Consider the following 22,504-nt stretch of genomic DNA (forward strand, 5'->3'; position numbering starts at 1 on the left):
CGTTCGTCACCACCGCCCGCCGGCGACGGCTCTCGCCGTGGGCGCAAGAGTCAACCCCTTCCGTCCCGTGACAAACACACACATGGACGTACAGGTCATGGGTGCCGTCCCCGCCGGACCGTTTCTCGGGGCGCGGGACCTCTTCGAATACGAGTACGACCTCGAGAAGCCGGTGGAAGTGCACGTCCGCGAGAACCCGGACGAGCGAACGTGGGCCGGCCACTACGACGACCACCACGTGCTCAACATCTCGCGGCGCGCCGCCACCTCCGTGATGGCTCGCGAACTCGCGCTCCACGAGTACGCGCATATGCACCGATACGAGGACGCACACGTCTCGCACACGATGGGGCTCTCCGAGGTACTCTTCCTCGCGCTCCCCGGTCGGCGCGTCGAGCGCCGCGTCCTCCAACAGTGCGAGCAGCTCGCGAACCACGCGAAGGACATCTACGCCGACGACATCACGCTCGACGTCGCGCCCGCCGACAAACTCCTCACCTTCCTCGAATCGCAACTCGCCACCGCGCTCGCCGAGCGCTCCGCCGCCGCCAGCGGCCCCACGGGTGGCTCACGACTGACCGCCGCGGCCGATCCGGAGATGACGGCGGTGAACGCCGCGTTCGCGCTCGCGCTCCTCGAGCGACACGACGCCGTCTCCGAGGGCCACCGAATCTACGAGTTCGCCGACCTCGCCGACGCCGACGCCCCCGGCGTCGACCTCCCGTGGTTCAAAGAGCAGTTCCGCACGCTCGCGCGCGACCCGGACGAATCCGTCTACCGGCGCGCGCTCGTCGACCTCGTGCGCGCGTTCGTCGACGCCCACGAAACCACGACCGGCCCGGCGGCCGACTGACGCGTCGGGAGACGCGACGGCGCCGGTCGCGCGACGAGCGGTGAGACGCGTCGCTACGCGGCGTGAAGAACGAAAGAGAGAGTAGAGCAGTTAGCGGGCAGCCGCCGCGACGCGCTCCTTCTCCTCCTTCTGGGAGATCGCGTAGACCTGCACGTCGTAGTCGGCGGCGCGGACGAGCTGGTTCGCGAGCGCTTCGGCGGCGGACGTCGACGTCTTGAACGAGTCGGAGTGCGCGCCGTCCGTGATGAACTTGAGCGCCTGATCGACGCGGCGCTGGGGCGCGACGTCGACCGCCTTCGGGACGGAGATGCCACCGTACTTCAGGCGGACGGTCTCCTCGCGCGGCGCGGCGTTCTCGACGGCCGTGACAAGCACCTGCACCGGGTTCTCCTCGGTGCGCTCGTGGACGAGCTCGAAGGCCTCGCGAACGATCTTGAGCGCCTGCTGCTTCTTGCCGGCGTTCCGGCCGGTCTTCATCAGGCGGTTGGTGAGCCGCTCGACGACGGAGATCTTGCTCTTCTGGAACTGCTTGGACGCGTGGCGCCCCATCGTGTGCGCGATGGGCGTCACGGTGATGTAGCGCTTCGTGGACGGGTCAGCGTAGCTGATTTCGGAGACGTCCCAGACGCCGAAGAGGTCGGCGTCCGCGGACTCCTCGCCACCAGCGGGCTGCTCGGGCTCGGGGGCTTCTTCCGTGGACATGTTATCGGACAGGTTTCTCCGCGTTCCCGCGGACGAGTTCGATCATCGAGACGCCGTTGACCTTCTCGACCTTGTAGTTGACACCGGAGAGGTCACCCATGGCGCGACCCTTCGCGCCACCGATGCCGGCGATCGTGACCTCGTCGTGCTCGTCGATGAACGAGATGGCGCCGTCACCGGGGCAGAACGCGGTGACCTGTTTCCCGTTCTTGATGAGCTGAACGCGGACACATTTCCGGATGGCGGAGTTCGGCTGTTTGGCCTCGATGCCGACCTTCTCCAGAACGATACCTCGACCCTGCGGCGCGCCCTCGAGGGGGTCCGAGCGCTCCGAGAGACCCCGCTCACGGCGCGCGTAGTCAGAGTCGGACCACCGGTGTGTCTGGCGGTCCTTCTTGAGTTTACGCGCGGCGTACTTGCCGTTCGGCATACGCACGAATTCCCGGCGCAACTACTTAAGCCCGGTCTTTTGACGGCGGGCGTGTCGCTACGGCACACGCTCGCCGCCGCCGTCGCGCCCCTCATCGACTGCGAGGCGCCCCGAGAGGGCCGTCTGGCTCGGCGGGTTGATCGTCAGGTCGTGTTCCGCGAAGCGCTCGCCCGTCCGCCGAAGGTACGCCGACCGGACGTCCGCGATCGGCGTCTCCGTCGGCTCCGCGATCCAGTAGTGCGCGACGACGGTGAACGCGGACTGTCCGAACCCGTCCACGTGCACGCTCGGCGCGGGGTCGTCGCAGATCCGGTCGTCCTCGCGCGCGGCCTCGCGTGCGATCCGCAGCGCCGCACCGACGTCCGCGTCGTACGGCACGCCGAACGTCTCCGAGACGCGGTAGGTGTCGCCCGCGTACGGCGCCGTCAGCGCGTTCGTCGTCAACTGGCTGTTGGGGACCGTAACCGTCTCGCCGGCGGCCGTCCGCACGCGCGTCACGCGGAAGTCGATCGTCTCCACCGTCCCCTCGTTGTCGGCCCACCGGATGTAGTCGCCGACACTGAAATCCGGGTCCGCGACGAGGAACACGCCGCTGACGAGGTTCCCGATGACGTCCTGCCCGGCGACGCCGAGCGCGAGCGTCGCCGCCGCGACGACGAGCGCGGACCCCTGAAACGCCCGCCCGAAGCCCGCGCCGGCGGTCGCGAGCACGAGCGCGACGGCCGCGAACGCGACGCGTGCGTAGAGCTCCACCGCGTCCACGAGCGTCGGGTTGTCGGGGTTGCGGGCGCGAACGACGCGGACGAGCGGCGGCACGGCGACGAGTCGTCCCAGCGCGTAGACGGCACAGGCGAGTGCGGCGAAGAGCGCGAACTGGACGAGGAGGTCGTGGTAGGACGCCCCCGCCGCCAGCACGCGCTCGAGGATCGTCACGGCGACACCTCGTTCATAGACCGGTCTCCGGCGTGAAGCGACAAGAGTCTGCGGGCTTCCGCGAAAAGGCGGCGACGGCCCCGCCTACGTCAACTGGATGTCGTCGACGTCGAAGTGGCGCTTCGCGAGCGCCTTCGCCATCTCGATGTTCCGCCCCGCCTCGCCGATGGCGACGCCGCGGTCCTCGTGGGCGACTTCGGCGTACGCGACCGTATCGTCGTTCTCGCTGATCGTGACGTTGTACACCGCTGCCGGACTGAGCGCGTGCGCGACGAACGCCTCCGCGGAGGGCGCGTCCTCGACGAGTTCGACGTCACGGCCCAATCGCTCCTCGAGGCCTTGGACGCGTTCGCCGCCGCGCCCGATTGCCTGGGGCATCTCGCCGGCCTTCACGACGAAGACGACGCGTTCGCGCTCGTCGTCGACGACGCAGTCGACGGCGGTAGCGTCCGTCGCGTCCTCGAAGGCGGCGATGAGCCGGCGCGCCTCGTCGGAGAGCGTGACCGTCACGGGTCAGTCGCTCGTCGTGCCCATGCGGAGGTCGACGTCGCCGGTTCCGAGGCGGACCGGCTTCCCGACGATGACGTTCTCGATGACGCCGTCGAGGTCGTCGGCCTCGCCGTAGATGGCGGCGTCGAGCAGGTGGTTGACGGTGACCTCGAAGGCCGCACGCGCGAGCACCGAGTCCTTGTTGCCGGAGATACCGTGCCGGCCGATGGACTGGATGGTGCCGTCGTTGGTCATGATGTCCGCGACCAGCATCAGGTGGCGGATGTTCACGTCGTCGAGGCCCTGCTCCTCGAGCGTCGTCATCGTCTCGTCGATGATGGCCTCGCGGGCCGCCTCGATGCCGAGGGTCTTGTGGACCTCGTGGATGTTGTTACACGTCGTCCGGGAGGCGTCGACGCCCTCGATCTTCAGCGTCTTCTTGAACGCCGAGCCCTCCGTGTAGAGGACGAACTCCTCGCCGTTCTCCGTCTCCTCCTTGCGGATGACGACGCGACTGATGTCCTCGATACCCTTGAAGACTATCTCGCGGAGCTGCTCGACGAGCTGCAGGAGCTCGCGATAGCTCGGCTCCTCGGGACCGAACTCGAGGACGGTCCCCGACTGGGTGACCGCGACGCCGAGGTTGTCCTGAATGGTGTCCGCGATCTCGCCGGCGATCTCGGTCGTGCTCTCGACCGTCGGCCAGCGCTCCGCGAGCGTGTCCTCGTTCAGGTCGATGGAGACGATCATGTCCGCGACGTTCGTCGAGATGTCCCCGAGCGCGAGGATCTTCGTCGCCTCGATGTTCCAGACGACCTCGTGGGCGCGCTCGCGGTCCGTCGCGTACTCGTCCTCGAGGTGGACGGTCATCATCGGCGTGTCCGGGTTCTTCCGGGCGTCCACGAGCTCGATGAGTCGCGGGAGGCCCTGCGTGACGTCGATCTCCGCGACGCCCGCGTAGTGGAAGGTGTTCATCGTCATCTGCGTCCCGGGCTCACCGATGGACTGCGCGCTCACCGTCCCGACGGGGTCGAGCGGGTCGACTCGCGAGCTCTTGTACTGGGCCTCGACGGCCTTCGCGATGTAGTTGGCGTTCTCCGTGTCGACGCCCTCGCGGTCCTCGATGGTGTCGTACACGCGGTCCTTCAGCCGGCGCGGGAGTTCGGTGTCCTCCACGACGGCCTCGATGTCGTCTGTGATCTCGGTCATTTAGTCGTCACCCTCGGCGCTCCAGGTTTCGCCCTCCATCGTCCACGACTCGCCGTGCTCGGAGAGGTTCGTCGGCGGCTCGCGCTCGCCGATGAACTCCTCGAGCTCGGCCTCGCTCTCGAACTCGGATTCGAGGACGCGGTCGGCGATGCTGTCGACGTCGATATCGGCGTCCTCACCGGACGAGACGCGCACCGGGCTGGTGCCGTCCTCACCGAACTCGAACTGAACGATCGTGTCGGAGGTGTCCCGCACGGTGCCGTCGTACTGCGTTTCGAGCTCGGAGAGCGCGTTGATGAGGCGACGCTGGAGGTAGCCGGACTTGGAGGTCCGGACTGCCGTGTCGACGAGGCCCTCACGGCCACCCATCGCGTGGAAGAAGAACTCCTTCGGGTCCAGACCGGACGTGTAGGAGCTCTCGACGAAGCCGTGTGCCTCGGCAGAGAGGTCGTTCGGCGCGTAGTGGCTGAGCGTACGATCCTCGTAACCGCGATTGATGCGCTCGCCGCGCACCGCCTGCTGGCCGACACAGCCGGCCATCTGCGTGAGGTTCAGCATCGACCCACGCGCCCCGGACTCGGCCATGACGACCGCCGGGTTCGTGTCGTCGAAGTGGTCGCCAGCGATGTCACCGGCGGAGTCGCGGGCCTTCCCGAGCGTCTGCATGATCTTCATCTCGAGCGTCTCGTCGACCGTCCGGCCGGGCAGGCTCTCGAGGTCGCCCGCCTCGTAGGAATCGATGAGTTCCTCGACGCGCTCGTAGGCGTTGTCGATGGCGTCGTCGATGCGTTCCTGGGCCTCGGCCGAAATCGACTCGTCGTCGATGCCGATGGAGAACCCGAAGTGCATGATCGCACGCATCGCGAGCGCCGCGACCTCGTTGATGAAGATGCGTGCGCGCGTCGCGCCGTACACCTTCATGATGGTGTCGACGATGTCGCTTCCGAACTCGCCGACGCCGTCCTCGTCGATGGTCCCCTGCACGAGCTGGCCGTCCTCGATGACGACGTCCTCGCCGGCGCTCGACTTGAACTCGAGGTTGAGGTCGTCGGGGAGGAGCTCGCTGAAGAGCGTGTAGCCCGTCCAGTACTCGTTGCCGTCGGCGTCCGTGCCGTCGGCGGGCGGGAGTTCGTCGATGCGCGTCTGACGCAGCAGGTCGAGCGCCTGCGTCTCGTTGAACGACGGGTTGTCGTGCGTCAGGAGGTACATCCCGCTGATGTGGTCCTGAATCGCGCCGATGATGTTCTCACCGAAGCGCGGGCTGAGGATCTGCTCCTGCACGCGCATGAGGACGCGGGCTTCCGCGCGCGCCTCCTCGTTCTGGAGGGCGTGCATGTTCATCTCGTCGCCGTCGAAGTCGGCGTTGTACGGCGGACAGACGACGGTGTTCAGCCGGAACGTCTTGTACGGCATCACGACCACCTCGTGGGCCATGATGCTCATCCGGTGGAGCGACGGCTGGCGGTTGAAGATGACGATGTCGCCGTCGATGAGGTGGCGCTGGACCTCCCAGCCCGTCTCGATGCGCTCGGCGAGTTCCTCGCAGACCTTCTCGGTGACGCGCACGCGCCGGCCGTCCGGTCGCTTCACGTAGTTCGCGCCGGGGTGGCCCTCGGGGCCGTTCCGGACGTACTGCTTCGCCCGCTCCATGTTCTGCTCGTTGACGACCATCGTCTGCGTCATCTCGCGCGCGACGCGCTCGGGGACGCCGACCTCGTTCAGTGAGAGCGTCGGGTCCGGGCTGATGACGGTCCGGGCGGAGAAGTTCACGCGCTTCCCGGAGAGCGAGCCGCGGAAGCGGCCCTCCTTGCCCTTCAGGCGCTGGCTGAGGGTCTTCAGCGGGCGCCCGGAGCGGTGTCGCGCCGGCGGCGTCCCGCTGATCTCGTTGTCCATGAACGTCGTGACGTGGTACTGGAGGAGTTCCCAGAGGTCCTCGATGATGAGCTGTGGCGCACCCGCTTCGCGGTTCTCCATGAACCGCTGGTTGATGCGGATGATGTCCACGAGCTTGTGCGTGAGGTCGTCCTCCGAGCGCTGACCGTTGTCGAGCGTGATGGACGGCCGCGCCGTCACCGGCGGCACCGGGAGGACGGTGAGGATCATCCACTCGGGACGCGACTTCTCCGAGTCGACGCCGAGCACCTCCAAGTCCTCGCCCGGGATGTCCTCGAACCAGTCCCGGATGTCGCTCGGCATCAGCTTGTTCATGTCCTCCATCGTGAGGTCCGCGCCGATGGCCTTCTCGATGGCCTTGCGACTCTCCTCGCGCGGGCGGAACTCGCCGCTGAGGATCTCGTTGATGCGCGAGATGTCGATGTCCGTCTCCTCGGCGAGCGCCTGCGGGCTGATGCCCGCGTCGTCCTCGTCGGGATCCGGCTGCATCGCGGAGGCGATGCGCTCGGAGTAATCACTGGCGAGGACCTGCTGGACCTCGTAGTAGGTGGTGGGCTTCTCGTGCTTGACGTCGTACTGGGACTCCCCGCAGTACGGGCAGTTGTTCTTCTTGCGGGCCTCTCGGATCGCGGCCTTCGTGACGTCGGAGACGTCCTGGCGCAGCCCGCGCGTCCGTTCGAGGTTCCCGAGGTACTCCTCCTTCTCGTCCTCCGTGAGGAGGAGGCGACTGCAGCTCCGACAGGTGCCGCGCAGGAGGCGGCGAATGAGCTTCGCGAACCCGACGTGGATGACGGGCGCCGCGAGCTCGATGTGGCCGAAGTGGCCGTTACAGGAACCGGAGCGGTTCCCACAGGTCTTACACTCGAGGCCGGGGTCGATGACGCCGAGGCGCGGGTCCATCAGCCCCATGTCGATGGGGAAGCCGTCGTCGTCGTACGTGTCGGCCGTGATGACCTTCGTCGCGCTCATCTCGCGGTACTCCTCCGGGTCCATCAGCCCGAAGCTGATCTCCCCGATCTCCTTGGGTGACTGGCCTGTTGACATGGGTTAGACTGCGTCCTTCAGTTCGAGGCGCGGCGCGATGCCGAGCGCCTTCATCTCGTCGAGCAGGAGCTTGAACGCGTAGCTCATCTCGATGTTGTGTACGTCCGTCTCCTCCCCGCAGTTCGGGCAGTAGACGCGACGCTGTTCGCGGTTCTCCACGGCTGTCATGCCGCAGTTCCCACAGATATGGACGTACTCCTGGTCGGAGGACTCGAGGAGGCGCTCCTTGAGCACCATCGCGGCGCCGTGCCCGATGACGGTGTCGCGCTCCATCTCCCCGAGTCGGAGACCGCCCTCGCGGGCGCGCCCCTCGGTCGGCTGGCGCGTCAGCACCTGCACCGGCCCCTTCGAACGGGCGTGGACCTTGTTCGAGACCATGTGGTAGAGCTTGTGGTAGAAGATGGTCCCGACGAAGATCTCCGCCTCGATCTTCTCGCCGGAGACGCCGGAGTAGACGACCTCCTTCCCGGAGGAGTCGAAACCGTGCGACTCGAGGGTCTCGCGGATCTCCTCCTCGTCCTCACCGGTGAACGCGGTGCCGTCGACGCTGCGGCCGTCGAGCGCGCCCGCCTTCCCGCCGAGCATCTCCAGCACGTGACCGACCGTCATGCGCGACGGCAGCGCGTGCGGGTTCAGCACGAGGTCGGGGACGACGCCGTTCTCCGTGAACGGCATGTCCTCGTGGGGCGCGAGGTGGCCGATGACGCCCTTCTGGCCGTGGCGGCTCGCGAACTTGTCGCCGAGTTCGGGGACGCGCTCGTCGCGAACGCTCACCTTCGCGAGCTTCGAGCCGTCCTCGCCCTCCATGAGCGTCACCGTGTCGACGACGCCGTCCTCGCCCGAGCGCATCGTCACGGACGTCTCGCGGCGCTTCTGCGGGCTGAGGCCCGCCATGTCGTCCGGCTCTTCGAGGAACCGCGGGGGGCTGGTCTTCCCGAGCAGGACGGAGTTCTCGTCCACCTGCGTCTCGGGGTTGACCATCCCGTCGTCGTCGAGGTGCGTGTAGGCGTCCTCGCCGCGGCCGCCCCGGACGTCGTCGTCGGGGATCTCGAAGCGGTCCTCCTGACCGCCGGGGTAGCGGCGCTCCTCACCCTCGTAGGTGCGGAAGAAGTGCGAGCGCCCGAGCGCGCGCTCGACGGAGCCCTTGTTCATGACGAGGGCGTCCTCGATGTTGAACCCCTCGTAGGACATGACGGCGACCGTGAAGTTCTGCCCGGCGGGCCGGTCGTCGTAGCCGATCTGCTCGGTCGTCTGGGTGTTCACCATCGCCGCCTGCGGGTAGTGCATGACGTGCTGACGGGTGTCCGGCCGAATGCGGTAGTTCGCCGCCGGCAGGCCCAGACTCTGCTTCATCATCCCCGCGCCCATCGTGATACGCGGCGAGGCGTTGTGCTCGGGGTAGGGAACCATCCCGGCGCCGATGCCGAAGATGAGCTGCGGGTCGATCTCGAGGTGCGTGTGCTCCTCGGTGAGCTCGTCGTCCTCGACGGCGACGAGGATGTCTTCCTCCTCTTCAGCGTCGATGAACTCGACCTTCCCCTTCTCGACGAGGTCCTCGAACTCCATGTCGCCGTTCTGGACGGCTTCGACCTCGTCCTCGGTGACGAGCGTCTCGCCGTCCTCGACGACGAGGAGGGGACGCCGGGCGCGTCCGGCGTCCGCGTTCACGATGACCTCGCGAGTGCGGTCCTTGACCGAGACGTTCACCATCTCGGAGACATCGCCACGGCGGCGCGCTTCACGGATCTGCTCGGCGAGCTCGTAGGGGTCCGGATGGGTCCCGACGAGGCTGCCGTTGACGTAGACTTTCGCCTCTCGTGCCTGACTCATGTGTGGTTAGTCGTCCGCGGGCGCGTCGTTTCGCAGACCGGGCACCCCCTCCACGCCCATAGAGGAGAGTTCGGTTTTCAGTTCCTGTTCGTCGTCCACGTTCTGTGAGAGCTCCATCGCCTGTGCGAAGTTCTTCACGAGCCCACAGTTCGGCCCCTCCGGCGTCTCGGAGGGGCAGATGCGACCCCACTGGGTCGCGTGCAGGTCACGCGCCTCGAAGTGGGGCTGCGACCGCGAGAGCGGACTGCGCAGCCGGCGGAGGTGCGAGAGAACGCCCATGTGGTCGGTGCGGTCGACGAGCTGGGAGACCCCAGATCGCCCGCCGACCCAGTTGCCCGTCGCGATCGGGTGCTCGAGGCGCTCCGTGAGCACGTCGGACCGAACGACCGTGTTCACGGTGAGCTGGCGGTTACGCATGTTCGCGCGTTCGAGCTGGTACTTCACGTCACGCGCGAGCTTGTTCAGCGCCGTTCGGAAGAGGTCCTTCATGAGGTCGCCGCTGACCTTCAGGCGCTTGTTTGCGTAGTGGTCCTTGTCGTCGGATTCGCGCCGGTCGAGCGCGAGCTCGAAGCAGGCTTCCGCCATCCGACAGAGGTAGTACGCCTTGTTGATGCGCGTCTCCTCGTCCTCGACGCCCTCCTCGTGGAGATGGGGGAGGAGATAGCGGTCGATGACGTAGTTCGCGCGCTTGAGCTGGTAGTCCTTGCCCTGCCCGGAGGCGACGCGCTTACCGAGGGTCTCGATGGCCTCCTCCTCGGTCTGGACGTCGGCCTCCTCCAGGTTCTCGAGCATGAACTTCACGATCTCCGGGTCGTCGGAGACGCGGTGAACGATCTCCTCGTCGGACTCGAGGCCGAGCGCGCGTACGAGCGTCACGAAGTCGATGGACCCCGAAACGGAGGGGAACGAGACTTCGAGAATGCCCGACCGGTTGCGCTCGCAGAGCACGAGCGCGCGGTAGCCGCGACGCTGGCTGAAGGTCTTCGCGACCTGAATCTCGTCGCCGTACTTCGTGTCGTACTCGGCGAGGATCTTGTTCGGTGCGAGGTCCTCCGAGGTCATCAGCACGCGCTCGGAGCCGTTGACGATGAAGTAGCCACCGGGGTCGGCGGGGTCCTCACCGATATCGACGAGCTCCTCCTCGCTGAAGTCCGCGATGTTGCACTTCGAGGAGCCGACCATGATCGGCATCCGGCCGACCTTCGTCTCGGTGGTGTCGAGGACCGTCTCCTCTTCCTCCTCGCCGCCGCGCACGATGCTCATCTCCATGAACACGGGCGCGGAGTACGTGATGTTGCGCAGGCGGGCCTCCTGCGGGTAGAGGAGTTCCTCGGAACCGTCGGCCTCGCGAACGCGCGGCGTCGTGACGCGCACGTCGCCGAGTTCGACGAAGACGGGTTCCTGGTCCTCCTTGTCACCGATGTCCGTCTCGATGCGGCCCTTCTCGGTGACGACGTCCTGCATTCCCCGCTCGAGGAACGCGTTAAACGAGCGGTAGTGGTGTTCTGCGAGCCGTTCCTTCGAGAAATACGCTCTCGACAGTTGGCGTCGGTCTTCCTGTTGCATTATTCGATGACGAGTCGGTACACAATGGCTTCGTCCGTGGTTCGGGAGTCGCGGACAACCTTCACGACGTCGCCCGGCTCAGCGTCGTCCGGCAGAGCGGGGTCGCGACGCTTGAGCTTCGGGAGCGACGTACGCTCGATGCCGTACTCTTCTAGGACGTCCTCTACCTCGTCCTCAGGGAGGACGGTGTGCTCGGGAACGAGTTCGTGTTGGCTTACATCTACCATGAGTGCACCTGGGTGGGGGCAGAAGCGGCTCTCACGAGATACTACAGGCTCTTTCACAGTCCGAAGGGTTAAGTCTTGTTAAGCGGATATGGCGTGCGAGAGCGTCCCGGCCGCGTCAACGCGTGACTAAGAGGGGGCCGGAAAGAAAGTCTTAATTACTTCACCCGGTTACGAAGAGATGCGTCCGATGCCCGGATGGTGTAGTGGCCCATCATACGACCCTGTCACGGTCGTGACGCGGGTTCAAATCCCGCTCCGGGCGTTTTTCCGACACATTAACCGGTGAAATTAACGTATTCAGCGGGTGAGTCCCGTGTTTTCACCGGTGTTAGAATCTCGATGTCGTAGGAAACGCTAGCCGCAGGACAAAGATTACCGGTGAGCTGTGCCGTCAACAGGATTCTGCACGTCTTTTCGGAGCGGGATATCGGCTACACGAGTCGCGCGAGACTATCGGCGATTCTCGTGCTTGTCCGTGAACTCGTCCGACGTACCCTCAGAGTAGGCGGAAAACCCACCGGTCGGCGTCACGGTTCCAGACTTCAGGGCAAGCCGACGGGTACCCGTCCGACGCGACGACTGTTGGCCGCGACGGACGTAGCGCAGTCCGATGTTCTTCGCTGCGTTGTAATCGGCATTCGCTCCTGTTCCACAACGCGTGCACGTGAAGTGGTTACGCGAGGGGCGATTCTTTGCGGTGGTATCCCCGCACTCGGAACACCGCTGAGAAGTGTAGGCGGGACTGACTTGCCGCACCGCGATTCCGTGAGAGAGAGCCTTGTATGAGACTTGTTCGTAAATTGCCCGGAATGCCCATAGATGTCCCCACGGCGCATCGACGCGGTCGCGAATGTGTGTGAGACGCTCGAAGGCGATCACGTCGCACTCGTAGCGGAGGGCTTCATCAACGAGAGCACGAGAGGTCCGGTGGAGTACGTCGCGGAGATATCGTTTCGCGCGACCGCTCAACCCCACAAGAGTTCGATGTGCACTGCGTGTTCCCGTTTGCTGGAGACCACCGCGGACTTTCTCGAACTGTCGGAGACGATGAGCGAGCTTGCGTCCACTCGCGAAGAAGGCCGTACTGGTGACGGCGAGGTTCTCGATTCCGAGGTCAACCCCGAGGACCGTCCCGTCCTCAGGCGGAGACTGTTCAGAATCGGTCTTCTGGCGTCGAAACCCGATGTGTAGAAAGAACGAACCGTCACGTGCACTCAGAGTGCTCTCGGTAACGGTCCATTCATTCGACTCAAGAAAGCGGCGCTGGTAGCTATCTGCGGACGACGATAGCGCGAGCGGACATCGAACTCGGTCATCGGTAGTCGCGAGAGAGACCGTTCCGTCGTCGAAGAGGGTCATCGTTCGCGCGTCGAAGGGGATCGTCGACGCAGTGAACCTCGGTTTACGAGCGCACTCACCGTTCTGTCGACGCTCGACACAGCCCGTGATCGCTTCTGCGGCACGGTGCGTGGCGAGAATCGCGTGCTGGCTTCCGAGGCTGGTGGTCGAGCGGATCTCGTCGTAGGCGTGGGACTGGATCGCGTGCTTGGTGGTGTACGTTCCCCACGCGAGGTCGACGGCGATCTGGCAGCCGCGTTTCCACTCGGCTATCGTCTCGTCGAGCAGCGCGCGTTGCTCGGCGTCGACACGGAGACGCGTGATTGCGGTCCGTCGAACGTAGTCGCTCACCACACTCTCGATAGCCGCGTTCTGGTACTTAAACTCGAAGCGAGAGGAGTTGCGATGCCGCGTCTACTCTCGCGAGAGGTCGTACTCGTTCCCGGTCGCGACGTAGAGGAGGTCGCTGACGACAGTCTCCAGCTCCGGCAGGAGCCGGAGGAGTGCGACCGTGATGAGGACGAGCGCGACGACGGAGAGCGACTGGGCGATGACGCGGTCGGCCATGTAGTACGATGCCGCGTTCGTCTGCGTCGGGCTGAAGACGAGCGCGACGATGTGGCGCGAGAGAGGCCCGTCGAACCACTGGTTGCCGTGCGCGATCGCAATGAAGGAGACGCGCACGACGTTCAGCGCGTAGATGATGGGCACGGCGACGCCCAGGCCGAGCAATCGGCGGCGAATGGGGGCGTTCAGCGCGACGATGACGCCCGCGACGAGCGAGATGCTGCCGATGCCGGTGCACGCGAGGAGCACCTCCAGCAGATAGCGGTGACCGTCCATCACGTAGAGGAACGCGTGCGGGAAGCCGGTGTGTGAGGACTCAACCGTCGGGCCCGTGAGTACCTCGGGCTGGTAGCCGAGGAGGCGCTGGAGCCACGCGCTCTGCATCGTCGTCACGGTGATGAGTCGTCGTGCCACCCAGTCGACCGTGAGGACCGGGAGGTAGATGACGCCCATCACCGCGACGGCGCGCGAGAGAACCATCAGCGACGGCCGCGACGCGTAAACGAGGTAGCCGACGTACGCACAGCCCGGCACCGCAGCGGCGACGAGCACCGTCTCGATGACGCTCTTCTGGACGAACCAGAAATGCGGGACCAGGAGCGCCCAGAACACCGCGAACGCGAACCACGTCGCTCCCGCGAGCGGACGCGCGTATCGGTCGCGCCCGAAGTAGCTGAGGAGGGCGCTCACCGCGAACGACGCGACGACGATCCACGCGAGCGTGTTCGTGGTTTCGAGCGCCATAGTGATGCCCGCAGATTGGGCGTTCAAGAGTATATATTTGTTCGTTACCGCGACTCGCCGAACGGGAGCGACGCGGGCCAGTCTCGAACAGGAACCGAGCCACGTCACGGAATCGTTCGCGAGTATCGTTTCACGTCGACCCGGGCGTCCCGAGCGGAGCGTGCGACACCGCGAACGGCTGCACCGCTATCCGAGCAGCGTCGAAAGAAAGGAAACGTCGGGTGACCGGTAACGCCGGTCAGTCGTGATTGGCGTTAGTTGTCGCGGCGGAGCGCGAGGAGCGCAGCGCCAGCGAGCGCGACGAGGGCGACACCGGCACCGAAGCCGGGCGTACCGCCGCTCGTCGTGGACGTCGTCGTGGACGTCGCGGACGTCGTCGTGGACGTCGTGGACGTCGTCGTGGACGTCGTGGACGTCGTCGTGGACGTCGTGGACGTCGTCGTGGTCTGCTGCTCGACGACGTTACCGTCGACAGTCACCTGCGGGACGTTGGAGCCACTGAGACGGGCGTCGAATTCCGTGCCAGCGTCAACGTCCGAGAAGTCAAACGTAGCCGACCACGTCTGATTCTCGGTAACGGTCACTGTCGTAGACTTAACGAACCGCGAGCCAGCGTTGTCACCAGTCGCACTCGTACGGATGGTGAGCTCGGTTCCGGGAGCGACAGTCGCCGTTCCGGTGATGGACTGGTCGCTAGCAGACTGAACTTCGACGGGATCGCTGTCGAAGTCAGCATCACGGTCCTGAAGCGTCAGCATCGAGGAGATATCTTCCCAATCGTCCTCGTCGCTGTAAATACCACGCTCATCGTCACCGAGCAGAGCCTGGTCCTTGACGGTGACAGTGCCGTTGAACTCGGCGTCATCGCGGAGGTCCAGAGCGGAGCTGGTGATGGAGACGTCGGTCGTCGTACCACGGTCGAAGGACGCCGTACCGGTGGACACAATCACGTAGTACGTGTTGTTTGCCGGGTCGGCGATAGCCTTAAGCGCGTCCTGCTGGATCGTCTGCGTGACGTTCAACTTCGCCGCGGGGCGGTTCTGCTGCGGGTTCGTCTGATTCAGGTGGAACGTAACGTTGCTGTTGTTGACAGCGTTCTCGAATTCAGACGTAACGTCGCCACTCTCCGAAGCGTTGTAGAGGCCGCTCAGGCCACCAGCGTCAAGGGCAAAGACTGCACGGTCGCCCTTGGCAGCGGTGGAAGTCTGAGTGAGGTCCCCGTCTTCAACGGCCGTCATGAGTTCGTCGAGGTCCTCGAAGTTACCTTCGGATCCGCTCGGAGCGACCCACGTGGTCATGTTGTTCAGCGAGCTCTCAGTGAGCGAGAGCAGCATGACGTCGTCAGCGCCGTTGATGACGTCGGTGTAGTTGTCGTTCTGGTCATCGCCGGCCATCGTGTAGACGTCGTAGTCACCGGCATCAAGGAGGCCGTCGATCGATGCGGACGGGTGCTCCTCCTGGTTCTCGATAGCGTCGTCGCTATCAGCGAGTTCGAGGAGGTCGTCGTGACCCTGGCCAGCACGGTAGGTGTTGAAGTACACCTTCACTTTGCCGTCATTGTCGTCGTCAACGACGGTAGCGTTGTACTGGTAGCCGTCCTCGCTGTAGTCACCAATGACGAGGCTAGCGGTATCATCCGCGCCGGAAACCTCGACAGTGATCGGGACGTAGTCGCCCTGCTGGTCAATGACGGTGGAGTTCGCGAAGTTCGCGGAACCGTCAGAGACCTCTTCGACGGTGATCGAGCTAGTGTCCTCTGCCGTCGTGTCGGTGACGGAGAAGTTGAGGTTGTAGTCACCCGCGTCGATACCATCGAAATCAACGGAGTAGGTATCGCCGCCCGAAACACCAGAGATCGTGATAACCTCATCGTCAGTGTCCGGATCGGTGACTGTGAATGCACCCTGGAAGATGTCTTCGAGGTCCTCAGGGGAGAGGTCCTCATCAGACTCAGTGACGTTCACATTGAACGTACCGCGGTTCGAGTCCATTTCGAGGTCGACAGTACTCTCGGAGCCCTCGTTGTTGACCGTGTCGTCCTCGAAGCTAGCGTCGAGGTACTGCGTGGTGATGTCGAAGGCACCCGAGGCACTAGCTGCGTCCGGGTCACGAACGCGGTAGGAGTCCTCGGAACGGCTCGAGGTGTCGAAGACGACGACACCGTTCGCGTCACTCGTCCGCTGGACGCGGGTCGAGAAGCTGTCGTCACCCGTCTTCTGCTGAAGCTGGATCTGCGTGTTCGGCGTGACGTTGTACACAGCGATCTCCTGGCCCTTCCAGACGAGGTTACCCTCGATGCTGTCGTAGTCGTACGCCGCGTCAGCGCCATACTTCTCAGCAATGTCCTCGTTCGAGGCGTCATCCTGAATCGTGATGGTGTTGCCGATAGTGTAGTCGGCATTGTCACCACCGGTGTCATCGACAGAGGCAATCAGGTTCGTATCCTGGTTTGCACTGACGAGGGGGTAAGCAACCTCCAGGTCGTCAACAGTCACGGAGGCAGTCTTATTAGACGAGCTGGGGGTGAGCGTGAACGTCAGGTTCCCATCCTGGTTGGTACCAGAAGAGGAGCTGATGTTCGAGCTCACACCGCTCGTCGACACGATTTCGCCGCCATTATCGAAGCCGAGCTCAACATTAACAGTCTGACCGCTATTGTTGTTGTTGAGATCGACTAGGTTGAATGTGACGTTGTCATAGGTAACTGTACTACCTTCGGAAGGGGACAGAGTGCCACCGTTAATACTATCCGATGACACATTGGTGACCGCAGCAGCCCCTCCGGAGAACGCGATGGCGCCGCCGAAGACGGAAAGCACCATCAGCGCAGAGAGGAAGACTGCACGGAACTTGGATTTGGATCCTGTCATAGTTTGTTGTGGATTGGTTCGGCGTCAACACCGACCCCATCGACGAGTGCCGATGGTACTGAGTGCATCTGCCGGTCGGTAGGGGTACATCGGTTACAACTGCCGTCGTAGGTAAATACTTTGTGTTGTATTCGGTCCTCGACGGCGTGAAATTGTGTGGGTCGTTCTTATGATTTGGGCGTCAGACATCCCTGTACGGCCGTCTGAGACTCGGCAGAAATTCGTCCCTTCTAAGAGGACGGGATCGAGACGGTACATAAACTCTGTCAGCGGAGGACAGCGAGGTAAGTGAGGACGAGGAGCGCGACGGCGATAGTGATGACGAGGAGTGGAGAGAACCGCGGATACCCCACGATCGACGCGCCGTAGACGACGGCGAGCACGAAGAGGGGTGAGAGCAGGGCAGCGAGCGGATAGATGACACCTGTATTGCCATCGACCAGATAGGGAGTCTCTTCACCACGGGTGGTAATCTCGCGTCTGAACCCGAGATCTAGCCAAAGAACCGTGTTCTCCACGTGGAGGTCGATGTAGACTCAAGTTCGTCGAGGCGAGCGCGAAGGCGTGCGAGTCGCATGCGTTTGTCCGCAAGTTGCGCCGATAGGTCCGAATTCTCTGAGCGGATGCGTGCGACCTCTTTGTCGAGAGAGTGGACGGTAGCTTGAAGCGTATCGATCATCGCGACACGCTCCTCGAGGGTCTGGAGCCGCCCATCGACGCTGGCGAGTCGGGTCTCGACGTGGTCAGCAGGCACAGAGTTCGCGGGCGGGCGTTGATCGTCACCGACGGGTTCGTAGTAGTCGTCGGTGAGCGCGACGGCGCGCTGGAGCGTGCGTGCTCCATACGTCTCTCCATCGGCGTAGTGGCGTTCGTCCCACTTCTCACGGAACAACCCGGATTGGCGAAATAGGGCGTCCATCCATGCGATGTCGCCTGCGGTCCAGAAGGCGAGCAGGGAGACGAGGGCCATGTCCGCCTCGGAGTGGCTGTCGTACCCGCTCGTGTCGCCGCGCCAGAGCCGCTCGAACTTCTCGCCGTTCTTCGCACGTCGCGCCCGTTCAAGAAGATCGTCGTCACTGAGCACGCGGCCGGACTCGGAAACAGTACGTGCAGATGTGGACTCGACGTCGTCGGGTTCGAGATACTCTTCGGTAATGCGTCGGAGTTCGCGTGGGCGCTCGTAGATCGAGCGGGGGGTCCCCCCAACGTGCTGACCGGTGACGGTGAAGAACCGCGAGTGCTCGTAGCACTCGACGTCACCAGCTCGGTTCCGTGCGGAGGAGAGGGAGCCACGGACGTAGACGTGGTAGCCCGTTCCGGAGGGACTGACTTCGGTGTAGGAGTCGAGTGTCGTAATGAGGTCTTTGGCCCACGGCTCAGGTCGTCCCGTGTCTGGGTCACGTGCGTTATCGAGGTCGATGCCGACGAACGGGTCGTCGTCGGTGAAGACGAATCCGACTCCTGCGAGGGTGTCTGAAGACGACGCGGTTCGGGTCGCGTCGTCGAACGTTGTCCACGTTGTCGGGTCGGTCGTGGACGCGAACGCACCGGTCTGTGGGTCGATCGGGACTTTCGTCGACTTCGAGCCGCGTTGGCGCGTCGTCCAGCAGACCCACTGGGGGACGGAGCGTAGAGTGTCCGGAACGCTATCGATGTCCATCAGCGGTCACCTCCGTCCGCGCGGGCACGAGAAGATGCGTCAGCTGTGGCGTCGAGTTCCGATGGCGCGATGTCGGAGCCCGTACTCAGGACCGACACTTCATACTCAGTCGCGCGCACGCGAAGCGGGAACCAGCCTTCTTCGTCGATCCCGAGGAGTGCTTCGGAGAAGCCGGTCTCTTCGTTGCCAGCTTTCGCGGTGCGGACCCAGTTCGCTTCGCGGTCACTGAGGCCGAACCACTCCTGCAGTTTCGTCGCGTCCTCGCTCACGCGGTGAATGAGGACGACCGAGCAGAGGTCGGCAATCGTCTTCGCCTCGGGTGTGAGCGTGAACTCGCCACCCGTCTGCGTGATGAACTGGAGGGAGAGGTCGTAGTGTCGGCTGTGTCGCACAGCAGTTTCCAGGAAGTCGAGTGAGCTCGCGTCACTCAGCAGGTAGTGGGCTTCGTCGATCGCGAAGACGACCTTCTTCTCGGTCTCCTTCGCGCGCTCGTAGATAGCGTTGAAGAGCACCTGCATCATCAGGCTGGTCTCGGAGCGCCCACGGGACCCTTCCTCCTGATGGAGGTCGAGGTAGAGAACGGGAGCGTCAAGATCGAGTTCGGTGGGGCGTGCGAGATGTGCGAGGTCGCCATCAGCGTGGAAGGATGGGCGAAGGTCGGTGAGCAGTTTGCGTGCATCGGCACGAACGCTCTCCTGCTCTCCGGACGTGGTGTAGCCGAACGCCACCGGGTCGTCGGAGAGCTTCTCTAGGACATCGATAACCGTGGTGATCGTCGGTGACTCCCGGTGGTGTGTCTCGGGGTCGTGCGTGATCCCGCAGTCGGCGTAGGCTTCCTGAATAGCGCGGCGAAGTGTCTGCGTACGATCACCGAGTGGATTGCCCGCGACGTGCTCGAAGAACGTCTCGAAGAACGCGAGCACGCGTGTTATCTGGTCACTCCACGGATCGAGCGTCGGCACCGCGTCCAAGACCTCGGGGGGTGTAGCCCGAATTTCGAGTGGGTTGAGGCCACGCGTCCCGCCAACGACGACGCGTTCACCGCCGAGTGCGTCGTTGACGCTCGCGAACCCTTCGAGGGGGTCAAGCATCACGAGGATGGTGTCCGGGTCGTACATTGCGTGCCGGACGAGATGGAGTTTTGTCGAGAAGGACTTGCCCGTCCCGAGTTTCCCGATGACGAGCATGCAGTAGCCGGTATCGCGGTTGAACCGATCGACGATGATCGGGCTGTCGGTGAGCGCGTCCGTTCCGTACTCGACGCCAGGTTCGGCGAACGAACCGGTGACGAAGGGGAACATCGCGCCAATGGCGCCGCTCAGCATCGGCGTAGTTGCGTCGTGTGCGGCGCCGAAGGTATCGTCACCGAGTGGGCTCGCGGAGACGAATGCATCGAGTTGCGACCAGCGCGGCGTCACGGGCGTGAGGTTCGCGGGAGTGCGACGCGCTATCGCCGCGACTGCGTCCGTATTGAGTGACTCGGGGTCCTCAGCGCGCGTGGTGAGATACATCGAAACGTCGAATGGGCGTGCGGTCGTGTTACGGAGCGCGTCGTAGAGCTCCTGGTAGTCGGTGAGGTCCTGCTGGATGCCGCGTGCACCTGCACGATGGCGTGCTTCGAGCGCGTCGACGTCGGCCTCGAGCTCCTCGATATGGTTCTCGAGTGCGTCGAGGGTGCGTTCGGTATCGCGCGGGACGACGTGGAGTGCGATGTCGCTCGATCGAGTGGTTGGGTCCGCGTAGAGGGATTCGAGGAAGCCGTCTATCGGGGCGTCCGGGAACTCGCCGATCCAGAGCGTTCGCGTCCACGTGTCGTCGACGTGGAGGCCGGCGGCGTGATGGTCTAGAACGGACGGCGTGACGAGCGTCTGCTGTGCCGTCGCGACGTCCGGGAGCGTCGGTGTCGGTTCGGAGTTATCACGGAAACGCGACGTGAACCAATCGATCATGCGTGACCTCCCGAAGAGCTTGGAGCGACGAGTGGGCGGGTTCGGATCGCCTCGGGTCGTTCGTCGGCCGGGCGCGTCACGCCAGTCCAGTAGGTCGCGAGGAGATCGACAGCGTCGGTTGTTGAGACGGGCGATGCGTCACAGCCATCGAGGTCGCGGAGTCCAGATTCGACTCGCGTCACTCGCTCCTCGAGGAGAGAGAGCGCACGAGCACGCTGCTCCTCGATGGATGGGGCGAACAGGACATCGAGGACGAACCCGATCATGGGGAGGTCCGCGAGTCGCTCAAGGGTGGTTCCGGCGTCGAACTGAATGTCGTCCGGGACGACGGAGACGACGACATAGTGGTCACGAACGGTGACGGTGCGGACATCACGATCAGTTTCGTACCACTCGAGGTATGAGTCGATCAGTCGTGCGAGTCGCGGATTCGCGCGGACGTCCGCGTCCTCGAGTCGGCGCTCGTAGTGTGCGAGCATCGAGTCGACGGGGAAGGGGCGCGTCGTCGAGAAGAACTGAAGTGGGAACTCGGCGACGGTGTCGAGGAAGTTCTGGAAGCTCTGTGCTTTGCGTGCCCATTCGTTGTCGGTGGCGAGCGCCATCGGTGGAGGCGAGACCTGAACGAGGGCGACGAAGGCGCCATCGGTCCGTTCGACGGCATCGGCACGCGGATGGAGACGCTCGACGTGTGTCTCGGCGCGTGCGGTGTCGTGGTCGAACGTGCGTGTCGTGCGATGGAACCGGAAGACGGTGAGGAGCCAGTCGACGCTCGTCGTGTACGACGGCGTGAGCGTGACAAAGAGAGCTCCAAGAGCGATTGCGAGGAGGGCGAGTGGGATCGTGATCGCGTGTATCGAGATTCCGGCGATGCGGACTGCTGGAACCACGGTTTGGACGACGAGGACGACGAAGACGCCAGGGAGGAGCGCGACGACGGCGTCGGCCAGCGTGTAGGTGCCGAAGAGCTTCGATTCGGTGCCGAGGGATTTCGGAACGCGTTTCGTTGGATTCGGGTCGTGGGTTGTCATTAGTGGTTGCGTGAGTGGTCGTCAGTCGATGCGTCGTCGTCGCGGTGGTCTCCACGGCGAGAGCGAGATGAACGCGAGCGGGTGCGAGAGGTGCGTCGACGGTCGAGCGCTCGACGCTGCCTCGCGACGCGAGCACCGGCTGCATGCGAGCGCGAGGAGGCGAGGAGCGTCTGGCCGTCGCGTCGAACGGGTGGCGAGCCACGAACCCCTCGAACGAAGTTCCGACCGCTATTGTGGGCATTCCCCATGCGTGCGGCATTCGACGAGAGTCGAGACTGCGCACGGGTTCGAGAAACGCGATGTGAGATGCGGTCGCCGACGAAGAGGAGACTCCCAGCCTGCCAGACGAAGACGAATGGGGAGAGGACGGCGACGATTGGAATAACGAGTGCGGTCAGCCAGAGGAAGACACCATCCGCGTCGAAGGTCGCGCTCTCGCCGAGTAACCCTCCAAGGCGCAGGAGAATCGCGACGGGGAGCGGCATGAGGAGAAATGGGACGTAGAAGCCAGCGAGGCGCTGGACGAACCGAGAGACGTAGGCGAAGGGGCCGACACCCGGCACCCACAGCGCGATCAAGATCGGCATCATGAGCACGAAGAGATAGAGCGTGAGCTGTCGGATGAAGTAAATCGCGCCGATGAGGAGGAAGAACACGAGGTCGATGCTGAGAGAGATGAGGAGACCAAGGAGGCCGAGTGCGGAGAACGACAGCGTCTGGAAGAGCGAGATCTCGGAGAGATCTGGGACGAATGCACCCGTGAGGGCGTTCGTGAACTGGAGTGAGAGGGCGGCGAGCCACCACCACGCGAGGATTCCCATGAGGCCGGCGAATGCGCGGCGCTTCAGCTGTGCGCCGTGGTACGAGCTGAAGAGATAGTTCGTCGACTCAAGGAAGATGACGAGTCCGACGGAGAGCCCCCAGAGCAGGAGGGCAATCGGGACGACATCGTGCCAGTAGTAGTCGTAAATTGCCGGCCACGCCTGCGTCGTCGGCGGCGCGAACACCCGATCAGGTGCCGGCGTGCCGACGACGACGGCGAGGAGGTCGTTTCCGTGCGTCTGAATCAGGTTCGTCACGGGCTCGAAGAGCGCCTGAAGGAAGCGCTCGATCGCCTCGACGATGGCGTCGCCAAGCGCGCTCATCAGGACCCCTCACTATCGGTCGAGTCC

At 64.2% G+C, this 22,504-nt stretch carries 18 protein-coding genes and 1 tRNA gene; 2 read left to right on the top strand and 17 right to left on the bottom strand.

Features of this window, described 5'->3' with window-relative positions:
• Positions 1–82: 82 nt before the first annotated feature.
• Positions 83–853 (top strand): DUF5781 family protein, encoded by a 771-nt coding sequence (locus IEY12_RS08685; protein WP_188882688.1) that lies wholly within the window; start codon positions 83–85, stop codon positions 851–853.
• A 90-nt stretch (positions 854–943) separates the two neighbouring features.
• Here the strand turns inward: IEY12_RS08685 and IEY12_RS08690 are convergent, their stop codons facing one another.
• The 9 genes from IEY12_RS08690 to IEY12_RS08730 form a co-directional block, all read right to left on the bottom strand.
• Positions 944–1,555: a 30S ribosomal protein S7 gene (locus IEY12_RS08690; protein WP_123074345.1), complete on the bottom strand. Its 612-nt coding sequence runs from the start codon at positions 1,553–1,555 to the stop codon at positions 944–946.
• A gap of 1 nt (position 1,556) precedes the next feature.
• Positions 1,557–1,985: a 30S ribosomal protein S12 gene (locus IEY12_RS08695; protein WP_123074346.1), complete on the bottom strand. Its 429-nt coding sequence runs from the start codon at positions 1,983–1,985 to the stop codon at positions 1,557–1,559.
• A 57-nt stretch (positions 1,986–2,042) separates the two neighbouring features.
• The gene (locus IEY12_RS08700; protein WP_229871071.1) at positions 2,043–2,918 is read right to left on the bottom strand and encodes a mechanosensitive ion channel family protein; all 876 of its coding nucleotides are present in this window, start codon (positions 2,916–2,918) and stop codon (positions 2,043–2,045) included.
• Between the two features lie 84 nt (positions 2,919–3,002).
• Positions 3,003–3,428 (bottom strand): NusA-like transcription termination signal-binding factor, encoded by a 426-nt coding sequence (locus IEY12_RS08705; protein WP_188882692.1) that lies wholly within the window; start codon positions 3,426–3,428, stop codon positions 3,003–3,005.
• 3 nt (positions 3,429–3,431) lie between these two features.
• Positions 3,432–4,616 (bottom strand): DNA-directed RNA polymerase subunit A'', encoded by a 1,185-nt coding sequence (rpoA2, locus tag IEY12_RS08710; RefSeq protein WP_123074349.1) that lies wholly within the window; start codon positions 4,614–4,616, stop codon positions 3,432–3,434.
• The gene (locus tag IEY12_RS08715; RefSeq protein ID WP_188882696.1) at positions 4,617–7,553 is read right to left on the bottom strand and encodes a DNA-directed RNA polymerase subunit A'; all 2,937 of its coding nucleotides are present in this window, start codon (positions 7,551–7,553) and stop codon (positions 4,617–4,619) included. It lies immediately after the preceding gene.
• A 3-nt stretch (positions 7,554–7,556) separates the two neighbouring features.
• Positions 7,557–9,383 (bottom strand): DNA-directed RNA polymerase subunit B, encoded by a 1,827-nt coding sequence (rpoB, locus tag IEY12_RS08720; RefSeq protein ID WP_123074351.1) that lies wholly within the window; start codon positions 9,381–9,383, stop codon positions 7,557–7,559.
• A 6-nt stretch (positions 9,384–9,389) separates the two neighbouring features.
• Positions 9,390–10,949, bottom strand: a complete 1,560-nt coding sequence (locus IEY12_RS08725; protein WP_188882702.1) for a DNA-directed RNA polymerase subunit B'' — start codon at positions 10,947–10,949, stop codon at positions 9,390–9,392.
• Entirely contained in the window at positions 10,949–11,176 is a 228-nt protein-coding gene (locus IEY12_RS08730; RefSeq protein ID WP_123074353.1) for a DNA-directed RNA polymerase subunit H, read from the bottom strand. Before IEY12_RS08730 ends, IEY12_RS08725 begins: the two co-directional genes overlap by 1 nt.
• Positions 11,177–11,365: 189 nt before the next feature.
• On the opposite strand from IEY12_RS08730, the gene IEY12_RS08735 reads away from it, so the two are divergent.
• Positions 11,366–11,438: transfer RNA gene (locus IEY12_RS08735), tRNA-Asp, on the top strand.
• A 188-nt stretch (positions 11,439–11,626) separates the two neighbouring features.
• Here IEY12_RS08735 and IEY12_RS08740 read toward each other — a convergent pair.
• From IEY12_RS08740 to IEY12_RS08775, 8 genes are all read right to left on the bottom strand, one after another.
• Positions 11,627–12,868: an RNA-guided endonuclease InsQ/TnpB family protein gene (locus IEY12_RS08740; protein ID WP_188882711.1), complete on the bottom strand. Its 1,242-nt coding sequence runs from the start codon at positions 12,866–12,868 to the stop codon at positions 11,627–11,629.
• A gap of 60 nt (positions 12,869–12,928) precedes the next feature.
• Positions 12,929–13,825: an archaeosortase A gene (gene artA, locus IEY12_RS08745; protein ID WP_188882720.1), complete on the bottom strand. Its 897-nt coding sequence runs from the start codon at positions 13,823–13,825 to the stop codon at positions 12,929–12,931.
• Between the two features lie 254 nt (positions 13,826–14,079).
• Positions 14,080–16,695 (bottom strand): DUF7827 domain-containing protein, encoded by a 2,616-nt coding sequence (locus IEY12_RS08750; protein ID WP_188883397.1) that lies wholly within the window; start codon positions 16,693–16,695, stop codon positions 14,080–14,082.
• A 266-nt stretch (positions 16,696–16,961) separates the two neighbouring features.
• Positions 16,962–17,213, bottom strand: coding sequence for a DUF8107 family protein (locus tag IEY12_RS08755; RefSeq protein ID WP_188882723.1), 252 nt, complete (start codon positions 17,211–17,213; stop codon positions 16,962–16,964).
• A complete protein-coding gene (locus IEY12_RS08760) occupies positions 17,189–18,355 on the bottom strand; it encodes a phage NrS-1 polymerase family protein (protein ID WP_188882725.1) in 1,167 nt (388 codons plus the stop codon). Before IEY12_RS08760 ends, IEY12_RS08755 begins: the two co-directional genes overlap by 25 nt.
• Positions 18,355–20,304: a VirB4 family type IV secretion system protein gene (locus IEY12_RS08765; protein ID WP_188882726.1), complete on the bottom strand. Its 1,950-nt coding sequence runs from the start codon at positions 20,302–20,304 to the stop codon at positions 18,355–18,357. Before IEY12_RS08765 ends, IEY12_RS08760 begins: the two co-directional genes overlap by 1 nt.
• Positions 20,301–21,332: a TraC-like domain-containing protein gene (locus tag IEY12_RS08770; protein WP_188882731.1), complete on the bottom strand. Its 1,032-nt coding sequence runs from the start codon at positions 21,330–21,332 to the stop codon at positions 20,301–20,303. Before IEY12_RS08770 ends, IEY12_RS08765 begins: the two co-directional genes overlap by 4 nt.
• On the bottom strand, positions 21,332–22,477 hold the full coding sequence (locus tag IEY12_RS08775) for a TrbL/VirB6 family protein (RefSeq protein WP_188882733.1): 1,146 nt from the start codon (positions 22,475–22,477) through the stop codon (positions 21,332–21,334). Before IEY12_RS08775 ends, IEY12_RS08770 begins: the two co-directional genes overlap by 1 nt.
• Positions 22,478–22,504 lie beyond the last annotated feature (27 nt).

The organism is Halarchaeum grantii (assembly GCF_014647455.2).
Taxonomy (GTDB): domain Archaea; phylum Halobacteriota; class Halobacteria; order Halobacteriales; family Halobacteriaceae; genus Halarchaeum; species Halarchaeum grantii.

Bases quoted from the DNA above. Each gene is read 5' to 3' on its own strand.
- IEY12_RS08685 (WP_188882688.1), top strand. From the start codon at position 83: ATGGACGTACAGGTCATGGGTGCCGTCCCCGCCGGACCGTTTCTCGGG.
- IEY12_RS08690 (WP_123074345.1), bottom strand. From the start codon at position 1,555: ATGTCCACGGAAGAAGCCCCCGAGCCCGAGCAGCCCGCTGGTGGCGAG.
- IEY12_RS08695 (WP_123074346.1), bottom strand. From the start codon at position 1,985: ATGCCGAACGGCAAGTACGCCGCGCGTAAACTCAAGAAGGACCGCCAG.
- rpoA2 (WP_123074349.1), bottom strand. From the start codon at position 4,616: ATGACCGAGATCACAGACGACATCGAGGCCGTCGTGGAGGACACCGAA.
- IEY12_RS08715 (WP_188882696.1), bottom strand. From the start codon at position 7,553: ATGTCAACAGGCCAGTCACCCAAGGAGATCGGGGAGATCAGCTTCGGG.
- rpoB (WP_123074351.1), bottom strand. From the start codon at position 9,383: ATGAGTCAGGCACGAGAGGCGAAAGTCTACGTCAACGGCAGCCTCGTC.
- IEY12_RS08725 (WP_188882702.1), bottom strand. From the start codon at position 10,949: ATGCAACAGGAAGACCGACGCCAACTGTCGAGAGCGTATTTCTCGAAG.
- IEY12_RS08730 (WP_123074353.1), bottom strand. From the start codon at position 11,176: ATGGTAGATGTAAGCCAACACGAACTCGTTCCCGAGCACACCGTCCTC.
- artA (WP_188882720.1), bottom strand. From the start codon at position 13,825: ATGGCGCTCGAAACCACGAACACGCTCGCGTGGATCGTCGTCGCGTCG.
- IEY12_RS08750 (WP_188883397.1), bottom strand. From the start codon at position 16,695: ATGACAGGATCCAAATCCAAGTTCCGTGCAGTCTTCCTCTCTGCGCTG.
- IEY12_RS08760 (WP_188882725.1), bottom strand. From the start codon at position 18,355: ATGGACATCGATAGCGTTCCGGACACTCTACGCTCCGTCCCCCAGTGG.
- IEY12_RS08765 (WP_188882726.1), bottom strand. From the start codon at position 20,304: ATGATCGATTGGTTCACGTCGCGTTTCCGTGATAACTCCGAACCGACA.
- IEY12_RS08770 (WP_188882731.1), bottom strand. From the start codon at position 21,332: ATGACAACCCACGACCCGAATCCAACGAAACGCGTTCCGAAATCCCTC.
- IEY12_RS08775 (WP_188882733.1), bottom strand. From the start codon at position 22,477: ATGAGCGCGCTTGGCGACGCCATCGTCGAGGCGATCGAGCGCTTCCTT.